Here is a 20,831-nt window from a genome sequence, read left to right as displayed (position 1 = left end):
CGAAGACGTGATTGTCACCATGCCTGCCAGGCAGATGTGAGGTGCCGTGGGGCGGGGTCGCCGACCCTGCCCGAAGGTTTCGAAAGCCCTGACGGGGGACCATGTCATCGTTCATCACCGGCCGTGTGCAGGGGCAGTGGCTGCTTCGCCGTCCCAACGCCGTCGCGGCGTGCCGAATCTTTTGTTTCCCCTACTCCGGGGTGGGAGCGTCCATGTACGCGCGCTGGCCGGAGTGGGCCGGACCCGCGGAAGTGTGTCCGGTACAGCCGCCGGGCCGGGAGAACCGGCTCACCGAACCTCATTACGGCACGTTCGAGACACTCGCCGAGCAGTTGATCCCCGAGCTCGAGCCCTATCTGGACCGGCCGTTCGCGTTCTTCGGGCACTGCAGTTCCGCGCTCGCCGGTTTCGCCGTGGCCACCCGCCTGGCCGAGGCCGGCCTGCCGACGCCGAGCCGGCTCTTCGTTTCCTCGCAGGTGGCGCCGCACGAGCCGCCCTACGGCCGGTTCCTCGCCATGAACGATGACGAGCTCACCGCCGAACTCGCCGGCCTGACCCGGTCCATGGGCGGGGATCCGGTTCCCGGACTGCTCGACCTTTGGCTCTCGGTCATGAAAGCCGACATCGCCGCCCACAAGGCCTACCAGATCCCCGAGCCGTCGCGGCTGGCCGCCGGTGTTTCCGTGATCGGTTGGGACCAGGACCAGGAGGTGCCACCGGAACTGATGGCGGGCTGGCGTGGGTACTCCGACGACGTCCGGTTCATCACCCTCCGGGGCTCACATCACACGTTCCTGGACGCACCACTTGCGTTGACCGCGGAGCTGGCTCACGACATGCGACAGGTCGCGCAATGAGGTTGTCACCAGGCGATCTGGGCGAGACGGTGGACCTGGACCGCGTCGACCTGTGGGACCCGCGGCTGTACAGCGACGGCGACCCGCATGCGGTCTGGCGTGCGCTGCGGGCAAAGGACCCCGTGCACATGCAGGAACTGGCGGACGGCAGACGTTTTTGGTCGGTCGTGCGCTACGCGGACGTGTGCCGGGTGCTACGGGATCACGCATTCTTCACCTCCGAGCGGGGAACGCTGCTCAGCGCGCTGGACGTCGGTGACCCGGCGGGCGGAAAGATGATGGCGGCCACCGATCCGCCACGCCACACCGCGCTGCGGGAATCGCTCAACCGGGTGCTGTCGGCCCGGGCCGTCGAGGCCCGGCGCGATGTTCTGCTGCAGCCGGTCGACCGGCTGCTGGAACCCCTGCTGGCCGGGCGGAGCACCGACCTCGCCACGGCCGCCATGGACTTCCCGATGGACTTCATCGGCACCTTCATGGGCTTGCCCGCGGACGACTGGCCGCGGCTGGCGAAGCTGACCACGATGGCGATCGCACCGCACGACCAGGACTTCCAGGAGGGGAGCAGCCAACTCACGTTGGTCACCGCGCATCACGAGCTGTTCGAGTACTTCTCGCGCCAGCTCTCCGCCCGTGGCGGGACCCCGACGGACGATCTCATCGGCCACCTGATGAGGACGCGGATCGACGGGCGACCGCTGGACCACGAGACCATCGTCTACAACTGCTACAGCCTCATCCTCGGTGCGAACGTGACCACGCCCCACACCATCACCGGCCTGGTACAGGCGCTGATGGACAACCCGGCCGCCCATCGGAAGGCCGCCGCGGACCCCTCCCTGGTGGCCGGGTGCATCGAAGAGGGACTGCGCTGGTCGTCACCCGCCAGCCACTTCATGCGCTACGCCACCCAGGACGTCGAGCTGAGCGGGCACCGGATCGAGGCAGGCTCCGCGCTGGCCGCGTGGCTGGGTTCGGCCAACCGGGACGAAGATGTCTTCGCCGATCCCTACGTGTTCGACATCGAACGCAGGCCCAACCGGCACGTCGCGTTCGGCTTCGGGCCGCACTACTGCGTCGGGGGCGCGCTGGCCCGCATCTCCCTGCGGATGCTGTTCGAACGGATCTTCGCGCGGATCGAGCGGTTCGAGCCTGCCGGCGAGGTCCGGCACCTGGCGTCCAACTTCGTGGCGGGGGTCAAGTCGATGCCAGTGCGAGCCGTGCTCCGGCCCCGGCCGTAGCGCTCGCGATCCACCGGGACGCAACCGGATCACCTGCTCGAAGAAAATGGAGTTTCCGATGAAACGTGCCGGGGTCGCCGACGTCATGCCGCTGTCGCCCTTGCAGGAAGGCATGCTGTTCCACGCTCAGCTCGACACCGGGCAGGCCGACCCCTACGTGGTGCAGCTCGTCCTGGGGCTCGACGGTCCGGTCCGGGCCGACGGGCTGCGCCACGCGGCGGAGCGGATCCTCACCCGGCACCAGAACCTGCGGGCCGGGTTCTTCAGCCAGCGCGAGGGCACACCCATCCAGGTCGTGCCGCGCCGGGTGGACGTGGCGTGGCAGGAGCACGACCTGAGCGGACTGCCGCTCCCGGAGCGGGAGGCCGAGTTGGCCCGGCTGCTGCGGGCCGACCGGGACACCGGATTCGACCTGACCCGGCCGCCGCTGATCCGATTCGCCCTGGTGCGCCTCGCGCCCGCCGTACACCGCTTCGTGGTGACCAACCACCACATCCTCCTCGACGGCTGGTCCGGGCCGCTGATGGTGCGCGAGCTGTTCTCCGTGTACGCCGCCGGTGGCGAGGACGGCCACCTGCCCGCGGTCACGCCCTACCGCGAGTATCTGCGGTGGCTGTCCGAACGGGACCGCGACGCGGCCCTCCGGGTGTGGGGCCAGGTGCTGGCCGAGGTGGACGAAGGGACCCTCGTCGCCGCGAACCCGGGCCCGGCCGACGCCGAGCCGCCGCGCCATGAGCACATCACCGTGGAGTTGCCCGAGCTGCTCACCGAGTCGCTGCGGGAGAGAGCGAAGGCGCTGCGTATCACCGTCAGTACGGCGGTGCACACGGCGTGGGCCCTGCTGCTCGCCCGGCTGACCGGCCGGGACGACCTCGTCTTCGGCAGTGTCGTCTCCGGGCGGCCCCCGACGTTGCCCGGGGTCGAGACCATGGTCGGCCTGCTGATCAACACCGTGCCGGTGCGCGTCCGGCTGGACCCGGCCGAGTCGCTGGGGGAGCTGGCCGCGCGGGTCCAGCGCGAACAGTCGGCGCTCGCCGACCACCAGTATCTGGACCTGGCCGAGCTGAACCGGCTGGCAGGCGTCACCGAACTGTTCGACACGGCGGTGGTGTTCGAGAACTACCCGGTCGACCGGGGCGGGGTCCAGGCCGCGCTGGACGGCGTGCGGGTCTCGGTCGAGCACGCGGAAGACGCCATGCACTACCCACTGGGCCTGGGCGCCGCCCTGCGCGGGACCACGCTGCAGCTGAGGGTGATGCACCGCACCGACGTTGTCGACGCCGAGCGGGCCGGGCGGATCGCCGACTGGCTGGTCGCGCTGCTGGGCGAGCTGGCCACCCGGCCGGAGCGCGGTGTCGCCCGCACCGACATGCTGGGCGAGGCCGAGGCGGCCGAGGCGCAGGCCCACACCCGCGGCCCCGACGAGGACCTCCCGGCCACCGATCTGCCGAGCCTGATCGAGGCACAGGCCGCCCGCACCCCGAACGCCGTCGCGGTGGTGTCCGAGGACACCACCCTGACCTATGCCGAACTCGACGCCTGGGCAAACCGGTTCGCCGGGCACCTCGTCGAACGCGGCGCCGGGCCGGAGCGCACGGTGGCCGTGGCCCTGCCCCGCTCGGCCGAACTGGTGGTGGCGCTGTACGCGGTGCACAAGGCCGGAGCCGCCTATCTGCCGGTCGACCCCGGATACCCGGCGGAACGCGTCGAGTTCATGCTGGCCGACGCGAGGCCCGTGGTCGTCCTCGACGACCCCTCCCAGGTCCATGTGGCGCAGGGACCAAACACCGCCCCGCCCAGGACCCTGGGGCCGGACAGCCCGGCCTACGTCATCCACACCTCGGGCTCCACCGGCAGGCCCAAGGGCGTGGTGATCGGCCATACCGCGATCGTCAACCGGCTGCTGTGGATGCAGGACACCTACCGGCTCGGCGCGGACGACCGGGTGCTGCAGAAGACACCGTCGAGCTTCGACGTGTCGGTGTGGGAGTTCTTCTGGCCGCTGATCACCGGTGCCGCGCTGGTGCTCGCGCGTCCGGAGGGCCACAAGGACCCCCGTTACCTCGCCGAGCTGATCCAGCGGCACCGGATCACCACGGCTCACTTCGTCCCCTCGATGCTGCAGATGTTCCTGGAGGAACCGGCCGCGGCAGGGTGCGCCTCGCTGCGGCTGGTCGTGTGCAGCGGTGAGGCACTGCCCACGGAACTGGCCGGGTCCTTCCGGCGGCTCCTGGGCGCCGAGCTGGCCAACTTCTACGGCCCCACCGAAACGGCCGTGGACGTGACCTCCTGGCCGGTGCGGGACGACGCGGTGCCGATCGGCCGGCCCGGATGGAACACCCAGGCGCATGTGCTCGACCCGTATCTGCGGCCCGCGCTGCCCGGCGTAGCAGGCGAGCTCTACCTGGCGGGCGCGCAACTCGCCCGCGGCTACCTCGGGCGGCCCGGACTCACCGCGGAGCGGTTCGTCGCCAACCCCTGGGCGCCGGGCGAGCGGATGTACCGCACCGGCGACCTCGTCCGCAGGACGGCGGACGGGGTGCTGGAATTCCTCGGCCGGACCGATGACCAGGTCAAGGTCAGGGGCTTCCGGGTGGAACTTGGCGAAATCGAGGCGGTCCTGACGCGGGCCCCCGGCGTGCGCCGGGCCGTGGTGGTGGCGCACGGCCCAGAACTCGCCGCCTATCTGCTCGCCGGGTCCGACCTGGACACCTCGGCGGTCCGTGAACTCGCCGCCTCGGCGCTGCCCGAGTACATGGTGCCCTCGTCCTTCACGACGCTGGAGGAGATCCCCGTCGGGCCGAGCGGCAAGGCCGACCGCCGGGCGCTGCCCGCGCCGCGCCGCCCCCACGGCACCGGACGGCGGGCCCGCAACCCGCGCGAGTCGATCCTCAGCGACCTGTTCGCGGAGGTGCTGGGGCTGGCCGAGACCGGGATCGACGACGACTTCTTCGCCATCGGCGGACACTCGCTGCTCGCCACCCGGCTGGTCAACCGGATCCGCGCCACGTTCGGTGTCGAGGTCGCCCTCCGGCAGGTCTTCGAGACGCCGACCGTGGCGGGCCTGGCGGCCGCCCTGGACGCCGACGCTGCCGCGAGGCCGGCCCTGCGCCCCCTGCCGCGGCCCGAGCGCATCCCCCTGTCGTTCGCCCAGCGCCGGCTGTGGTTCATCAACCAGCTCGAGGGGCAGAGCCCGACGTACAACATCCCCATCGTGCTGAGCCTCACCGGCCGGCCGGACGCCGACGCGCTGCGGGCCGCCCTGGCCGATGTGGTGCGGCGGCACGAGAGCCTGCGCACGGTCTTCCCGGCCGAGGACGGCGTACCGCACCAGGTGGTGCTGGACCCCGACGCCGTCGGACCACGGCTCACCGTGGCCGACGTCGATCCCGGCGAGCTCGACGACGCGGTGCGCGCGGCCGTGGGCCACGGATTCGACCTGACCACGGAACCGCCGCTGCGCGCCTGGCTGTTCAGCTCGCGCGCAAGTACCAAGGACCACGTGCTGGTCCTGCTGGTCCACCACATCGCCGGTGACGGATCTTCGTGGCACCCGCTGCTGAGCGACCTCGGCGCGGCCTACGGCGCCCGGCGCGGCGGCGGGCGGCCCGACTGGGCGCCCCTGCCCGTGCAGTACGCCGACTACGCGCTGTGGCAGCACCGGATGCTCGGCGACGACCAGGACACCGACAGCCTCATCGCCCGGCAGCTGCGGTTCTGGACCAGCGCGCTCGACGGTGTCCCGGCCGAACTCGATCTGCCGGCCGACCGGCCACGGCCCGCGGTGGCCAGCTATCGCGGCGGCACGGTCGACTTCACGCTGGACGCGGAGCTGCACGCCGAACTCGCCGACCTGTCCCGGACCGGCCGGGCCACACTGTTCATGGTGGTGCAGGCAGCCTTCGCAGCCCTGCTGACCCGGCTGGGCGCGGGCACCGACATCCCGCTGGGCACACCCATCGCCGGCCGGACGGACAACGCGCTCGACCGGCTTGTCGGGTTCTTCGTCAACACGCTGGTGCTGCGTACCGACACCTCGGGCAACCCCACCTTCCGTGAGCTCCTCGCCCGGGTCCGTGCCACGGACCTCGACGCCTACGCGCACCAGGACGTGGCCTTCGAACACCTGGTGGAGATGGTCAACCCGGCGCGTTCCCTGTCGGGCAACGCCCTGTTCCAGGTGATGTTCGCCCTGCAGAACGTCGACAGCGTGACGGTCGATCTGCCCGGGCTGACCGTCACTCCCTATCCGGTGCAGGCCCGCAACGCCAAGTTCGACCTGTTCGTCAGCATGGCCGAGCGGCGCACCGCCTCGGGCGCGCCCGACGGGCTGTACGGCACGTTCGAGTACGCCACCGATCTGTTCGACCGGGGCACCGCGGAACGGCTGGTCGACTGGTACCGCGACTTCCTGCGGGCCGTCGTGCGCGATCCGGCGACACCGATCGAACAGGTCGACTTCCTCGCCCCGGCCGAGCGGCGGGAACTGCTGGTGACCCGCAACGAGACCGGTCGGCCGCTGCCCTCCCACTGGCTGCACGAACGCTTTCAGCGACAGGCCGCGGCCACCCCGGACGCCCTCGCGGTGCGGTGCGGCCGTGACGAGACGACCTACGGCCGGCTCAATGCCCGCGCCAACCGCCTCGCCCGCGAGCTGATCTCCCGCGGGGTCGGGCCGGAACAGGTGGTCGCCCTGGCCGTGCCGCGCTCGGTCGACATGGTCGTCGCGCTGCTCGCCGTGCAGAAGGCCGGCGCGGTGTACCTCCCCATGGACCCCACGCATCCCGCGGAGCGGCTGGGGTTCCTGATCCGCGACGCCCGACCGGTCCTCCTGATCACGACCGCGGGCATCGCCCCGAAGCTGTCCGCGGCCGGTACGCCGACGCTGGCGCTCGGCGAGGAAGCGACCGAACGCGCCCTGTCCGGACATGACGCCACCGGCCCGGACGACGGGGACCGCACGGCGCCGATCCTGCCCGACAACGCCGCGTACATCCTCTACACCTCCGGCTCCACCGGACACCCCAAGGGCGTGCTGATCTCCTACCGGAGCATCGTCAACAACCTGACCGGGTTCGCCGCGCGGTTCCCGATGGGGCCTCGGGACCGCACCCTGGCGATCGCGACTGTCGCGTTCGACATCGTCGCGGTCGATGTCTATCTGCCCCTGCTGCACGGCGGAAGCGTGGTCATCGCCGAGCCGGAGATCATCCGCAACCCGGTCGCGCTCGCCGAACTCGCCGTGCGCAGCGGCGCCACCGTCCTCCAGGCCACGCCCTCGCTCTACCGCACGCTGCTGGCCAACGCGCCGGAAGGGCTGCGCGGGATGCGGCTGCTGGTCGGCGGCGAGGCGTTGTCCGCCGATCTCGCCGAGCGGATGCGGTCGGTGGCCGGCGAGGTCGTCAACCTCTACGGCCCCACCGAGACCACCGTGTGGAGCACCCTCGCCGAGGTCGATCCGTCCAGGACGGCCGCCGACGGCCCGCCCCCGGTGGGCAGCCAGACCCAGAACGTGCGCATGTACGTGCTGGACGCCAACCTGCGGCCGGTGCCGGTAGGGGTGACCGGCGAGCTCTACATCGCCGGCACAGGCCTGGGCCGGGGTTACCTCGAGCGCCGGGCGCTGACCGCGGAACGGTTCGTGGCCAACCCCTTCGAGGAGCCCGGCAGCCGGATGTACCGCACCGGTGACCTGGTGCGGTGGCGCCGGGCGGGCGGGCTCCACTTCGTCGGCCGGGCCGACGACCAGGTCAAGGTGCGCGGTTTCCGCATCGAACTCGGCGAGGTCGAGGCCGCGCTGTCCCGCCAGGACGACGTCGTGGAGGCCACCGTCCTGGTGGACGAGGGGAGCGACGGCGAGCGCCGGCTCGTCGGCTATGTCGTACCGGGCGCCGCGTGGTCCGCGGGCCGGGACGAGCGGGAGGAGGACGAACAGGTCGGCTCCTGGCGCGAACTCTACGACTCGCTCTATGCCGACCAGGTCGCCGACGGTGGCTTCTGGGAGGACTTCACCGTCTGGCAGAGCAGCTACGACGGCCGGCACCTCCCCCTGGACGAGATGACCCAGTGGCGCTCGGCAGCCGTCGACCAGGTGCTGCGGCTCGGCCCCCGGCGCGTGCTGGAGATCGGCGTCGGCAACGGCCTGCTGCTGTCCCGACTGGCGCCGCACTGCGAGGCGTACTGGGGGACCGACTTCTCCCCGTCGGTGATCACGGCCCTGGGGGAGCGGCTGCGCACGCGCGGAGAGCACCGGCCGGGCATCGAGCTCAGGGTCCAGGCCGCCGACGACATCGGCGGCCTGCCCCGCGACTTTTTCGACACCATCGTGCTCAACTCGGTGGTCCAGTACTTCCCGCACGCCGGCTACCTCACCGATGTGCTGCGCAAGTGCCTGGATCTGCTGGTCCCCGGTGGGTCCGTGGTCCTCGGCGACATCCGCAACCTGCGCCTGCTGCGCTGCCTGCAGACGGCGGTCGCCGCCCAGCGGCTCACCGACGACTCGGACACCGGCTCGCTCCGCGCACTGGTGGAACAGAAGGCGGCCGCCGAGGAGGAACTGCTGCTGGCGCCCGACTTCTTCGTGGCGCTGGCCCGCTCCTGGGACGACATCGCCGGGGTGGACATCAGGCTCAAGCGGGGCCGGTTCGACAACGAGCTGTCGCGCTACCGCTACGAGGTGGTGCTCACGAAGGCCCCCTTCGCCCCCGCACCGGTCGATCACCTTCCCGAACTGGTCTGGGCGGACCTGGCCCCCACCGCCGAACCGGCCGAGGCGCTGGCCGAGGCGCTGCGCGGCGCACCGGGCGGCCTCAGGGTGAGCGGCATACCCAACGCCAGGCTGCTCGCCGAGTACGAGGCCATGCGTGAGCTGCGGCGCGGAAGCGGCGCCGCCCGGGTCCTGGCCGCACTTCGCGCCGAGGGTACCGGCGTGGGCCCCGAAGACCTCCACGACCTGGGCGCCCGCCACGGTTTCCAGGTGGTCACCACCTGGTCCGGGCCGGGCCGGGACGACTGCTTCGACGCGGTCTTCCTGTCGGCGGACACCGACGCCGCCACCGTGTGGGCCTACACGGCCGACACCAGCGGGGACACCTTGCAGGAACACGCCAACAGCCCGGCGCGCACCCGCCGCCTGCGGGCGTTCAACGACGGACTGCGGGCTGGGTTGCGCCGGTGGCTGCCCGACTACATGATCCCGGCAGCCTTCGTCGTGCTCGACGAACTCCCCCTGAACACCAACGGAAAGCTGGACCGGCGGGCCCTTCCGAAGCCCGACTTCGCGGTGCTGTCGTCCGGACGCCCGCCGCGTACGCCCCGGGAGCATGTGCTGTGCGAGCTGTTCGCCGAGGTGCTCGGGGTACCCAAGGTGACCATCGACGACAACTTCTTCGCGCTCGGTGGCCACTCCCTGCTGGCCACCAGGCTGGTCAGCAGGATCAGAACGGTCGCCGGCATCGAGATCCCGATCCGCCGGGTCTTCGAGGGCGCCACCGTCGCGGCCCTGTCCGAGCGGCTGGACACCGGGACATCGGCCCGCCCGCCGCTGGTGCCGGCGAAGCGGCCACCACGGATTCCGCTGTCGTTCGCCCAGCTGCGCCTGTGGTTCCTCAACCGTTTCGAGACCTCCTCGCCGAGCTACAACCTGCCGATGGTGCTGCGGCTGCGCGGAGATCTGGACCGCGCGGCCCTGCACGCCGCGCTCGGCGACCTGGTGGACCGGCACGAGACGCTGCGCACGGTGTTCTCCGAGCAGGACGGCGAGCCGTCCCAGGTCGTCCTGGCGGCTGAGCGAGCGCTGCCCGCGCTCCCGGTGGTCACCACCGTCCCGGACGCGCTGCCCGCTGCCCTGGTCGAAGCCGGCCGGGTGCCCTTCGACCTCACGGCCGACCTGCCCTTGCGCGCCACACTGTTCGACCTGGGCGGCGACGAGCACGTGCTGCTGCTGGTCCTGCACCACATCGCCGGGGACGGCTGGTCGGTCGGACCGCTCGCCCGCGACCTGGCCGCGGCCTACCGGGCCCGGCTACGGGACGAGGCGCCCGACTGGCCCGACCTGCCCGTGCAGTACGCCGACTACGCCCTGTGGCAGCGCGAGGTGCTGGGCAGCCCCGAGGACCCGGACAGCCCGGTCTCCCGGCAGCTCGCATACTGGCGCCGCGCGCTCGCCGCCGCTCCGGCCGAGACCCCGCTGCCCGTCGACCGGCCGAGGTCGCAGAGCGCCACACCGGCGGGTGAGCGCCTGTCCTTCGAATGGGAGGCCGAGCTGCACGCCCGGCTGCTGGACGTCGCGGGCGCCCGCCGGGCCAGCCTGTTCATGGTGGTGCAGAGCGCCGTCGCCGCCCTGCTCACCCGGCTCGGCGGCGGCACCGACATCCTGCTGGGCAGCGCGATCGCCGGGCGGACCGACACCGCGGTGGAGGACCTGATCGGGTTCTTCGTCAACACCCAGGTGCTGCGCGTGGACACCTCCGGCGACCCGGAGTTCGGCGAGCTGCTCGACCGGACCCGGCAGGCCGGCCTGGCCGCCTACGACAACCAGGACCTGCCGTTCGAACACCTCGTCGAGGAGCTCAACCCGCAGCGCTCCCTCACCCGCCACCCGCTGTTCCAGGTCATGCTGGTGCTCCAGAACGCCCCCCGGGCCGAGATCTCCCTGCCGGGCGTGCGGATCACCGGCGAACCGCTGGACGTGGGCGCGGTCAACTTCGACCTAGGATTCAACCTCGCCGAACGCGACCCGGTCGCAGGCCGCCCCGCGGGCGTGGCAGGCACGGTGGAGTACCGCTCGGACCTGTTCGACCGGGTCACCGTGGAAAGGATCGTCGACCGGCTGCGGCGGCTGCTGGAGGCGGTCGCGGCCGACCCGACGGCGCGGATCGCAACCGTCGACCTGACCACCGGAGACGCGCTCGACCGCCACCTCACCGGGGTGCCGGCCGACCGGGAGGTCAACCTGGCCCGGATCGAAGAGGTCCTGGCCGAGCACGACGGCGTCCAGCAGGTCGCCGCCGTGCTGCGGCACGGCGCGAGCCCCCAGGAGCGGTCCGTTGCGGTGCACGTCCTCGCCGAGGGGGACACCACGCCGGACATCGGCCGGCTGCGCGCATTCGCCGACCAGTGGCTGCCGGAACATCTCGTCCCGGCCGAGTACACCGTCGTGGCCTCTCCGGCCGTACGGCCGTCCGCCCCGCCCGCCGCGGACCCGACGCCGCCGGCCACGCCGCGCCAGGAAGTCCTGTGCGGTCTGTTCTCCGAGGTGCTCGAGCGGCCGTCCGTGGGCGCGGACGAGGACTTCTTCGTGCTCGGCGGCCATTCCCTGCTGGCCGTCCGGCTGATCAGCCGGGTGCGCGAGACGCTCGGTGTGGAGCTGCCGATCCGACGGCTCTTCGAGGCCCCGACAGTGCGCGGCCTCGACGCGTCGTTCGACCAGGAGGCGTCCGCGCGCTCCCGCGTCACGCCGATGGCCCGGCCGGAGCGCATTCCCCTGTCGTTCGCCCAGCAGCGGCTGTGGGTGCTCGACCAGATGGAAGGCCCGTCCGCCACCTACAACATTCCGTTCGCGCTGCGACTGAGCGGCCCGCTGGACGAGCCGGCCCTGCAGGCCGCACTCCGCGACATACTGGACCGGCACGAAGTGCTGCGCACCGCCTTCGGCAGCGACGACGGCGTGCCCTACCAGCGCATCCGACCGGCCGACGACATCTGGCCGGGCATGGCCGTCCACGACGTGGCGTCCGGTGAGCTCGCCACCGAGCTCGCCATGGCCTCCGCGCACCCCTTCGACCTTGCCCAGGAACCCCCGCTGCGCGCCCGGCTGTTCCGGCTCGCACCCGACGACCACGTACTCTCCCTCGTCCTGCACCACATCGCAGGCGACGGCGCGTCCCTCGGACCGCTCGCCGCGGACCTGTCCACCGCCTACACCGCCCGGCTGGGGTCCGCCGCACCCGAGTGGCAGCCACTGCCCGTGCAGTACGCGGACTACACGCTGTGGCAGCGGCGCGAACTCGGGGACGAGCACGACCCCGGCAGCCTGATCGCCCAGCAGATCCGGTACTGGACCGAGACGCTGGCCGGACTGCCCGACGAACTCCCGCTGCCCGCCGACCGTCCGCGCCCGGCGCTCGCCGGCCACCAGGGTGAACTGGTCGAGTACACCGTCTCCGCGGACACCCACCGGTCGCTCGCCGAGCTCGCCGAACGCCACGGCGCGACGCTGTTCATGGTGGTGCACGCGGCACTCGCCGCGGTGCTCACCCGGCACGGCGCCGGAACGGACGTCCCGATCGGCACGCCGGTGGCCGGGCGTACCGACAGCGCGCTGGAGCCGCTGATCGGCTTCTTCGCCAACACTCTGGTGCTGCGCACCGACACCAGCGGCGATCCGGACTTCGCCACCCTGCTGGACCGGGTCCGGCGGGCCGACCTGGCCGCGTACTCCCACCAGGACGTGCCCTTCGAGCGACTCGTCGACACCCTCGGTGTCGAACGCTCGCTGGCACGCAATCCGCTGGTGCAGGTCATGCTGGCGTTCGGTCAGCACCGCGACACCGCACTGCGCCTCGACGGGGTGCGCGTGAGCACCCATCCCACCGGTCACACCGCGGCCAAGTACGACCTCGCCGTCAACGTCGCCGAGCGCCGTGGCCCGGACGGAGAGCGCCTGGGCCTCGCCGGAGCGCTGGAGATCGCCACCGATCTGTTCGACCGCCGTACCGGGGAGGAACTGGCCGCGCGGCTGGTGCGCTTCCTGGACCAGGTGGCCGCCGATCCCCGTCAGCGGGTGGGCGCGGTGCGACTCGAGCCGGCCACCGACCGGTTCCCCTGGAACGACACGGAGCGTCCGGTACCCCTCGAGCACGCGCTGGCCGCCTTCGAGCGGCAGGTCCCGCACCGACCGGACCATGACGCGGTCGTGTGCGGAAAGGACCGGATCACCTACCGGGAGCTCAACGAGCGCGCCAACCGGCTGGCCCACCGGCTCATCGCGCGGGGCATCGGCGCCGAGCAGATCGTCGCACTGCAGCTACCGCAGTCCATCGACCTGATCGTCGCCCTGCTGGCGGTGCTGAAGTCCGGTGCCGCCTACATGCCGGTGGACCCCGACTATCCGGCCGAGCGGGTACGGCTGCTGTACGACCGGGCCGCTCCCGCACTCGTCCTGGCGGGCGGCTCCGCGGCTCCGGCGGCGGCACCGGTCCTGGACCCCACGGAGAGCCTGCCGGACCTCCCGTCGCACGACCCCACCGACACCGACCGGCTGCACCCGTGGTCGCCCGACCACCCCGCCTACCTGATCCACACCTCGGGTTCGACCGGCACGCCACGCGGTGTCCTGGTGACCCACCGCGGCCTGCCGAGTCTCGCGCTCGGTCTCGCCGAGGCGTATCAGGTCCGGCCCGAAAGCCGGGTCCTGGAGTTCGCCTCGCCGGGCTTCGACGTGGCCACCGGAGACATCCTCTTCACCCTGTCCTCCGGCGCCACCGTGGTGCTGCCGGGCACCGACCGGATCACCGCGGCGGCCAACCTGGCCGACCTGGTGGCGCAGCACGGTGTCACCCACGCGACGCTCACTCCGACCGTCACGGCCCGCATCCGCCCGGGCGCGCTGCCGGCCGGCTTCGTCCTCGCCCTGGGCAGCGAGACGGTGCCGGGCTCCCTCGTCCACCGGTGGGCCTCCTCCTGCCGGGTCCTGAACGTCTACGGCCCGACCGAGTGCACCGTTGCCGCGACCATCACCGGGGCGCTGACCGGTGACGGTCCGCCGCCCCTGGGCGGACCGCTCGTGGGCACCAAGGCGTATGTGCTCGACCCCGCGCTGCACCCGGTACTGCCCGGCATGGCCGGTGAGCTCTACCTGTCCGGCCGCGGACTGGCCCGGGGCTATCGCGGTGAACCGTCCGTGACCGCCGGCCGGTTCGTCGCCGACCCCTTCGGCGAACCAGGCGCCCGGATGTACCGCACGGGTGACCTGGTCCGCCGGCGCAGGGACGGCGGGCTCGAGTTCATCGGGCGGGCCGACGGCCAGGTGAAGATCAGAGGCCACCGGGTGGAACTGGGCGAGCTCGAACAGGTCCTCACCGGCCATCCCGCGGTGCGCGCCGCCGCGGCGGCGACCTACTTCACCCCGGCCGGGGCCCGGCTGGCCGCGTACGTGGTGGCCGAGCCCGACGGTGTGGACGTCCCGGCGCTCCGAGCCTGGCTCGCCGAGCGGGTCCCGGACCACTTGGTGCCGTCCGCCTTCGTGCCGCTGCCGAGCCTGCCCTTCACCGCCCACGGCAAGGTGGACCGGGCGAGCCTGCCGGCCCCCGCCGCCACGGCGGCCTCGGGGTCGGGGCGCGCCCCGGTCACCGAATCCGAACGCATCCTGTGCGATCTGCTGGCCGACCTGCTGGGCTCGCCCGCTGTCCCGGCCGACGGCCACTTCTTCGAACTGGGCGGCGACAGCATCCTGGCCATCCAACTGGTCTCCCGGGCCGGCCGGGCCGGGCTCTCGCTGAAACCGGGCGATGTGTTCGAGCACCCGGTGATCGCGGAACTCGCCGCGGTGGGGACCGCGAGCCGGCCCGCCGCACAGCGGGTGACCGATCGCGGGGTGGGTCCGGTGCCGCTGACGCCGATCATGCACTGGCTGCGCGAGCTCGGCGAGGACATCGCGGGTTTCCACCAGTCCGTGGTCGTTCCGGTGCCGCCCGAGCTCGACCAGGGACAGGTCACGGCCGCGCTGCAGACCATCCTCGATCACCACGACGCGTTGCGGATGCGCCTGTCCCGTGACCCCGAAGTGGGACTGTGGGCGCTGGACATCCGGGAACCGGGTGCCGTGGACGCACGGGACGTGATCGTCAGGGTCGACGCGGCCGGTCTGTCCGGCGACGAACTGCGCGAACTGGCGGCCGGCTCGGTGGCCGGCGCCCGGGACCGCCTGGACCCCGACGCCGGTGTCATGCTGCGTGCGGTGTGGCTGGCGGGCGAAGCCGGCGCACCGGGCCTGCTGGCGCTCACCGCGCACCACCTGGTCGTGGACGCGGTGTCCTGGCAGATCCTGAGCGGCGACCTGGAGCAGGCCTTCGCCGGTCTGGTGGCGGGCCGGCCGGTCGAGCCGGCCCCGGTCGGCACGTCCTTCAGGCGCTGGGCGGAATGGCTCGTCGCCGCTGCCGCGGACCGTACGCGGCTCGCCCAGGTCCGGTACTGGACGGACGTACTGCGGACCCCCGACCCGCTGCTGGGCGACCGGGCGCCCGATCCCGATGAGGACACCGTCGCCACCACCCGGGCGATCCAGCGGACGGCGCCGGGTGAGACGACGGTTCCGCTGCTCACCGAGACCCCCGCGGCGTTCCACGGCCGGGTGCACGACGTGTTGCTCACCGCGGTGGCCCTGGCCGTCGACGAGTGGCGGACGCGTCGGGGCATCCCGGCGACGAGCGCGGTCCTGCTCGATGTGGAGGGGCATGGCCGGGCGGAGCAGGACGGCCTCGATCTCACCCGGACCGTCGGTTGGTTCACCACGCTGCACCCGGTGGCTCTCGACCCGGGGGCGCAGGACTGGGCGGACGTCCGTCGCGGTGCCTCCGGGGTGGGCACGGCCGTGAAACGGGTCAAGGAGCAGTTGCGGTCCGTTCCCGACGCCGGGCTCGGCTTCGGCCTTCTGCGCCACCTCAATCCCCAGAGCATGCCGCTGCTGGCGCGGGCGGGCGCACCGCAGATCTGTGTCAACTACCTCGGCAGGATCGCCGGCACGGCCGGATCCGCCCCCGCGGCGACGCCGGCCCGCGAAGCGGCGACGCGGGCCGCGGCACACACCATCGCGCTCGACATCCTGGTCGCGGACACACCGCAGGGGCCACGGTTGCTCGCGAACTGGACGTGGCCGACGGGCTTGCTGGCCGAGCGGGACGTCGCGGAGTTGGCCGACCTGTGGTTCGAAGCCCTTGCAGGCATCGTCCGGCATGCGCGCGGCGCGACCGCCACCCGGACCCCCTCGGACTTCCCCCTCGTCGAACTCGACCAGCGGCAGCTGGACTGGATCGAGGAGAGGTGGCCGGCGCCGGCAGACGTCCTGCCGGTCGCGCCCCTGCAGGAGGGCCTGCTCTTCCACGCGCTGCTGGACGGGCCCGACCGCGAACCCGACGATCCGTATGTGGTGCAGACCGTCCTCACCGTGCCCGGCGACCTTGATCCGGAGGCGCTGCGCCGGGCGGTGGAGACGGTCGTCGACCGCCATGACGCCCTGCGTGCGGCGTTCGTCCAGCCACCGGACGGCCCTCCGGTTCAGGTGATCCCCAGTGAGGTCCCCGTCCCCTGGCGCCAGTGCGCGGTGGCCGATCAGGCGGCACTGGCCGCGCTGGCCGAAGCGGAACGACGCGCGGGCTTCGACCCGGCAGAACCACCCCTGATCCGGTTCCTGCTGGTGCGGCTCGCCGACGGGGACCACCGCCTGATCGTGACCAACCACCACATCCTGCTGGACGGCTGGTCGCTGCCGCTGCTCCTGCGCGAGGTCTTCACCGGCTACCGGGCCGACCCGAAGGACGGCCCGCCGCCCGCCGTGACGCCCTTGCGGGAATTCGCGTCGTGGCTGGCCGGGCAGGACCGCGAGGCGGCGGAGCGCAGCTGGCGGGCCGCCCTGTCAGAGGTGGACAGCTGCCGAGTGGCCCCGGGCGAGGGCCGGACCGAGGGCCCGCGGCAGGAGCTGCGGCGGCAGTTGCCCGAACGGGTCGCGACCCTGGTACGGGAACGGGCCCGGAGCCTGGGCGTGACGACGAGCACCCTGGTGCATGTGGCGTGGGGACTGGTGCTCGGCCGGCTCACCGGGCGGCGGGACGTCGTGTTCGGCAGCGTGGTGTCGGGGAGGCAACCGGCCGTCCCGGGCATGGAAACGATGATCGGCTGCTTCATCAACACCGTCCCGGTCCGGCTGTGCCCGCGCCCGGCCGAGAGCGTGGCGCAGCTGCTGCGCCGGGTCCAGGCCGAGCAGGCGGCCCTCGGCGAAGCACACCACCTCGGGCTCGCCGCCGTGCACCGGCTGGTGGGCGTCGCCGAACTGTTCGACACCGCGGTGGCGTTCGAGAACTACCCGGTCGGCGAGGACGCGGTCCGGGTGGGAGCGGCCGAGGCTCCGGTCCGGCTGGAGCAGGCCAGGGATGGGCTGCACTATCCGCTCGGCCTGGTCGCTGCCGCCACCCACGACAGGATGGGGCTACGGCTGGTTCACCGCGCGGACCTGATCCCCCCGGCTCGAGCGGAACAGATCATGACCTGGGTCTGCGACGCGCTGGAGTCGATGGCGGCCGATCCCGACCAGTCTGTTGAACGGGTCGCCGGCTACCAGGACCACAGTCACGACCTGATCCCCGCTCCAGCCGTGATCGCACCGGATCGCGACCCGATCGCCGTGTTCACCGAGCATGTGTCCAAGAACCCGGACGCCCCTGCTGTGGTCGGCCACGGGCGGACCGTCTCCTACGCGCAGCTCGACGCGTGGTCCGACCGGCTGGCACAGGCACTCGTCGCGGCGGGGGTCGGCGTCGAATCCGCCGTGGCCCTGCTGCTCGACCGCTCGCCCGGGATGATTGCCGCCCTGCTCGGTGTGCTGAAGGCGGGCGCCGCGTATGTGCCGCTCGACCGGCGGTTCCCAGCGGCGCGGATACGGACCGTCATCGCCGAGTCCGGAGCCGCTCTGCTGCTGTCCGACGGTGAAAGGGCGGCAGAGTTCGGGATTCCGATCCTCGACCCGGGCGCGGTCCCCCCGCCCGGCGGCATCGACATCCCGCCCGTGCCATCGCCGCGGACCCTGGCCTACATCATGTACACGTCCGGCTCCACCGGGCGCCCCAAGGGTGTGGCCGTGTCTCGGCGGGAGATCGCCTGGCTTGCCGGCGAGGACAGCTTTCGCACACCGCGACGAGTGCTCGTGCACAGCCCCCTGGCCTTCGACGCGTCCACCTTGGAGATCTGGACCACCCTGCTGGGCGGCGGCACTCTGGTGCTCGCACCACCCGGTGACCTGGACATGGCCACCATCACGCGCGTCATTCACGACGAGCGGGTGACCTGGGCCTGGTTGACCGCCGGGCTGTTCCGCATGCTCGCCGAGGACGAGCCCTCGTGCTTCGCCGGAATGCGCGAGGTGTGGACCGGGGGCGATGTCGTTCCGCCCGCGACCGCGCGGGATGTCCTGCGTCGACATCCCCATCTGTCCCTGGTGAACGGATACGGCCTGACCGAGACCACGGTGTTCGCCACAGCCCACCGGATGCGCGCCGCCGACGCCGTCGGCGAGGCCGTCCCCATCGGACTGCCGTTGCCCGGCGCCCGAATCCACCTGCTGGACGACGCCTTGCGACCGGTACCCGAGGGAACCGTCGGGGAGGTATACGTCGCGGGCGAGGGAGTCGGCCGGGGTTATGCGGCACAGCCGGCTCTCACCGCGACGCGGTACATCGCCGATCCGGGCGGCTCCGGCGGGCGCGCGTACCGCACCGGCGACCTGGCGCGGCTCGGCTCGGACGGTGCGCTCGAGTTCGTCGGCCGAGCCGACGCACAGGTCAAGATCCGAGGGTTCCGGGTCGAGCCGGGCGAAGTCGAGTCGGCTCTGGGCACACATCCCGCAGTGGCACACTGCGTCGTGGTGGTCTCGGGTTCGGACGCGGCAGGCCCGCGTTTGGCTGCCCATGTCGTCCCGTCCGCCGGCCACCACCCCAACGCCGCCGAATTGATCCGATTCGCCGAGACTCTGCTCCCGGCGTATCTCGTCCCGGCAGTCGTCATGGTCCGTGACTCCCTGCCGGTGACAGCCAACGGCAAGGTCGACCGAGCCGCCCTCCACACCGTGACCCCTGCCCACCCCTCCCACGTCGCGCCGGCCAACCGCGTCGAAGAGGTCCTGTGCGAGCTGTACCGCGAGGTGCTGGGGGTGCCCGAGATCGGCACCCGCGACGACTTCTTCGACCTGGGCGGCGACTCACTGCTCGCGATGCGGCTGATCGGCCGGATCCGGCGCCGGCTCGGCGGGCAGCCGACCATCAGGGACCTGTTCCTCACCCCCACGGTCGCTGGATTCGCCGCCCGGCACGTCCTGGGCGGCCAGGTCACGCAGGACGCGGCGTTCGATGTGGTGCTGCCACTGCGCGCCACCGGAGGGGCGGCACCCGTGTTCTGCTTCCCCCCGGCGAGCGGGCTCGGCTGGCGGTACGCGGGCTTGATCCGGGAGCTGCCGCCCACCGTTCCGGTCCACGCGTTGCAGGCCACCGGCTACAGCGACGAGGGCCCGCTGCCGCAATCCGTGACCGAGATCGCCGCGGACTACCTGGCCAGGATCCAGAAGGTCGCGCCGGGCCCGTACCGGCTTGTCGGCTGGTCCTTCGGCGGGCTCGTCGCGCATGCCGTCGCCACGATGCTGCGTGAATCGGGTGAGGAAGTGGAGCTGTTGGCCGTGCTGGACACGGCACCTGCGGCTGGGCTGGTGGCCCAATTGCCCGATCAGGCGACGATCATGCGTTCGCTGGTGGAGACCGTCGGCGGCCTGCCCGACGAGTTGCCGGACGGACTGACGGCGGAGCAGGCGGAAGCGCTGCTGCGTGAGCACGACAACCCGATGGTCGCCCTGCTGGGGGAGCGGTCCCGGAGGCTGGTGCAGGTCGCCCGGAACTTCGCCGAACTGTTCACATCGCATACTCCGGGCATCTTCGACGGCGACATGCTGCTCCTTCCCGCCGTTCGCGGCCACGCCGAGGGGACCCCGATCGCGGACCGCTGGCGGCCCCACGTCACGGGCACGATCAGCACACATCCGATCGACTGCGAACACCATCAGATGCTTGACCGGGCACCACTGCACCGGATCGGCCGAGTCCTGCGGGCGGTTCTCGACAGCGACGGAGCCCCCGAATGACCGCGCGCCCGACGCCCCCGCACCTGGTGCTGGGCGCGGCCGACGCTCCGCGCCGCGCAGTGCTTCTGCACTACGCGGGCGGGTCGGCCACCTCGATGCTGCCGCTGGCCCGCGCCCTGCCGGACACCTGTGCCGTGGTCCTCCTCGAACTCCACGACCGTACAAATCCGGCCAACACCTTCGCCGAAGCGGTGGCCCGGCTCAGGCCGGGGTTCGAGGAACTGCTCGACCGGCCGACCGTCGTCTTCGGCCACAGTATGGGGGCGCTGATGGCCCACGCGCTCGTCGAGACCCTGCCGAACGACCGCCGGCGGCGGGTGACCGCGCTCGTGCTGTCCGGATCCCGCTCGCCCGCGACGACGAGAGAACTCGCGACGTTTCCGCCGGCGGCGTTCACCACCCGCTCGCGGGCGGAGCTGACCCACGACATGGACCGGTACGGCGGCTGCCCGCCCGAGGTGTTCACCCAACCCCGGCTGCTGGACCTCGCGGTGACCGCCCTCGGCCACGACATGCAGCTGATCGACACCTACCCCGGACAGGCCGGCCACGGCGGCCGACACACCGATGCGGCGTACCACGTCTGGTACGGCGCGGATGACGACGAGGCGTCCGCACACGAAGCCCGGTTGTGGGCACAGGACTTACCGCGATCGCCAAATCTGCGGGCCTTCCCCGGAGGCCACTTCTACCTGCTGGAGCACGCGGAAGCCGGTCATGCGCTGCGCCGCCTCGTCGACGCATGACCGGCCCGGCGCCGGGCGGGAGGTCCCGTACCGCGCCGGTGCCCTCACGCTGACAAGTCGGGCCGCCGACATGCCGCATGACCTGGGTGGA

The 20,831-nt window shown here is 72.2% G+C and carries 4 protein-coding genes; all 4 read left to right on the top strand.

Annotated elements, in window-relative coordinates; genetic code table 11:
• Positions 1–101: 101 nt before the first annotated feature.
• The 4 genes from PV419_RS06150 to PV419_RS06135 are packed head-to-tail and all read left to right on the top strand — an operon-like array spanning position 102 to position 20,740.
• A complete protein-coding gene (locus tag PV419_RS06150) occupies positions 102–857 on the top strand; it encodes a thioesterase II family protein (protein ID WP_319686635.1) in 756 nt (251 codons plus the stop codon).
• Positions 854–2,098: a cytochrome P450 gene (locus PV419_RS06145; RefSeq protein ID WP_319686634.1), complete on the top strand. Its 1,245-nt coding sequence runs from the start codon at positions 854–856 to the stop codon at positions 2,096–2,098. The genes PV419_RS06150 and PV419_RS06145 overlap by 4 nt, the downstream gene beginning before the upstream one ends.
• A 58-nt stretch (positions 2,099–2,156) precedes the next feature.
• The gene (locus PV419_RS06140) at positions 2,157–19,994 is read left to right on the top strand and encodes a non-ribosomal peptide synthetase (protein ID WP_319686633.1); all 17,838 of its coding nucleotides are present in this window, start codon (positions 2,157–2,159) and stop codon (positions 19,992–19,994) included.
• A complete protein-coding gene (locus PV419_RS06135) occupies positions 19,991–20,740 on the top strand; it encodes a thioesterase II family protein (protein WP_319686632.1) in 750 nt (249 codons plus the stop codon). The genes PV419_RS06140 and PV419_RS06135 overlap by 4 nt, the downstream gene beginning before the upstream one ends.
• The last annotated feature ends 91 nt before the right edge of the window (positions 20,741–20,831 follow it).

The sequence above is a fragment of the Streptomyces sp. ME19-01-6 genome, from assembly GCF_033793745.1.
Lineage (GTDB): Bacteria > Actinomycetota > Actinomycetes > Streptomycetales > Streptomycetaceae > Streptomyces.
The sequence above is the reverse complement of the archived record's forward strand: the minus strand, read 5'-3'. Positions and strand labels throughout refer to the sequence as shown.

Excerpts from the sequence above, each read along its gene's own strand:
- PV419_RS06140 (WP_319686633.1), top strand. The coding sequence starts at position 2,157 with ATGAAACGTGCCGGGGTCGCCGACGTCATGCCGCTGTCGCCCTTGCAG.
- PV419_RS06135 (WP_319686632.1), top strand. The coding sequence starts at position 19,991 with ATGACCGCGCGCCCGACGCCCCCGCACCTGGTGCTGGGCGCGGCCGAC.
- PV419_RS06150 (WP_319686635.1), top strand. The coding sequence starts at position 102 with ATGTCATCGTTCATCACCGGCCGTGTGCAGGGGCAGTGGCTGCTTCGC.
- PV419_RS06145 (WP_319686634.1), top strand. The coding sequence starts at position 854 with ATGAGGTTGTCACCAGGCGATCTGGGCGAGACGGTGGACCTGGACCGC.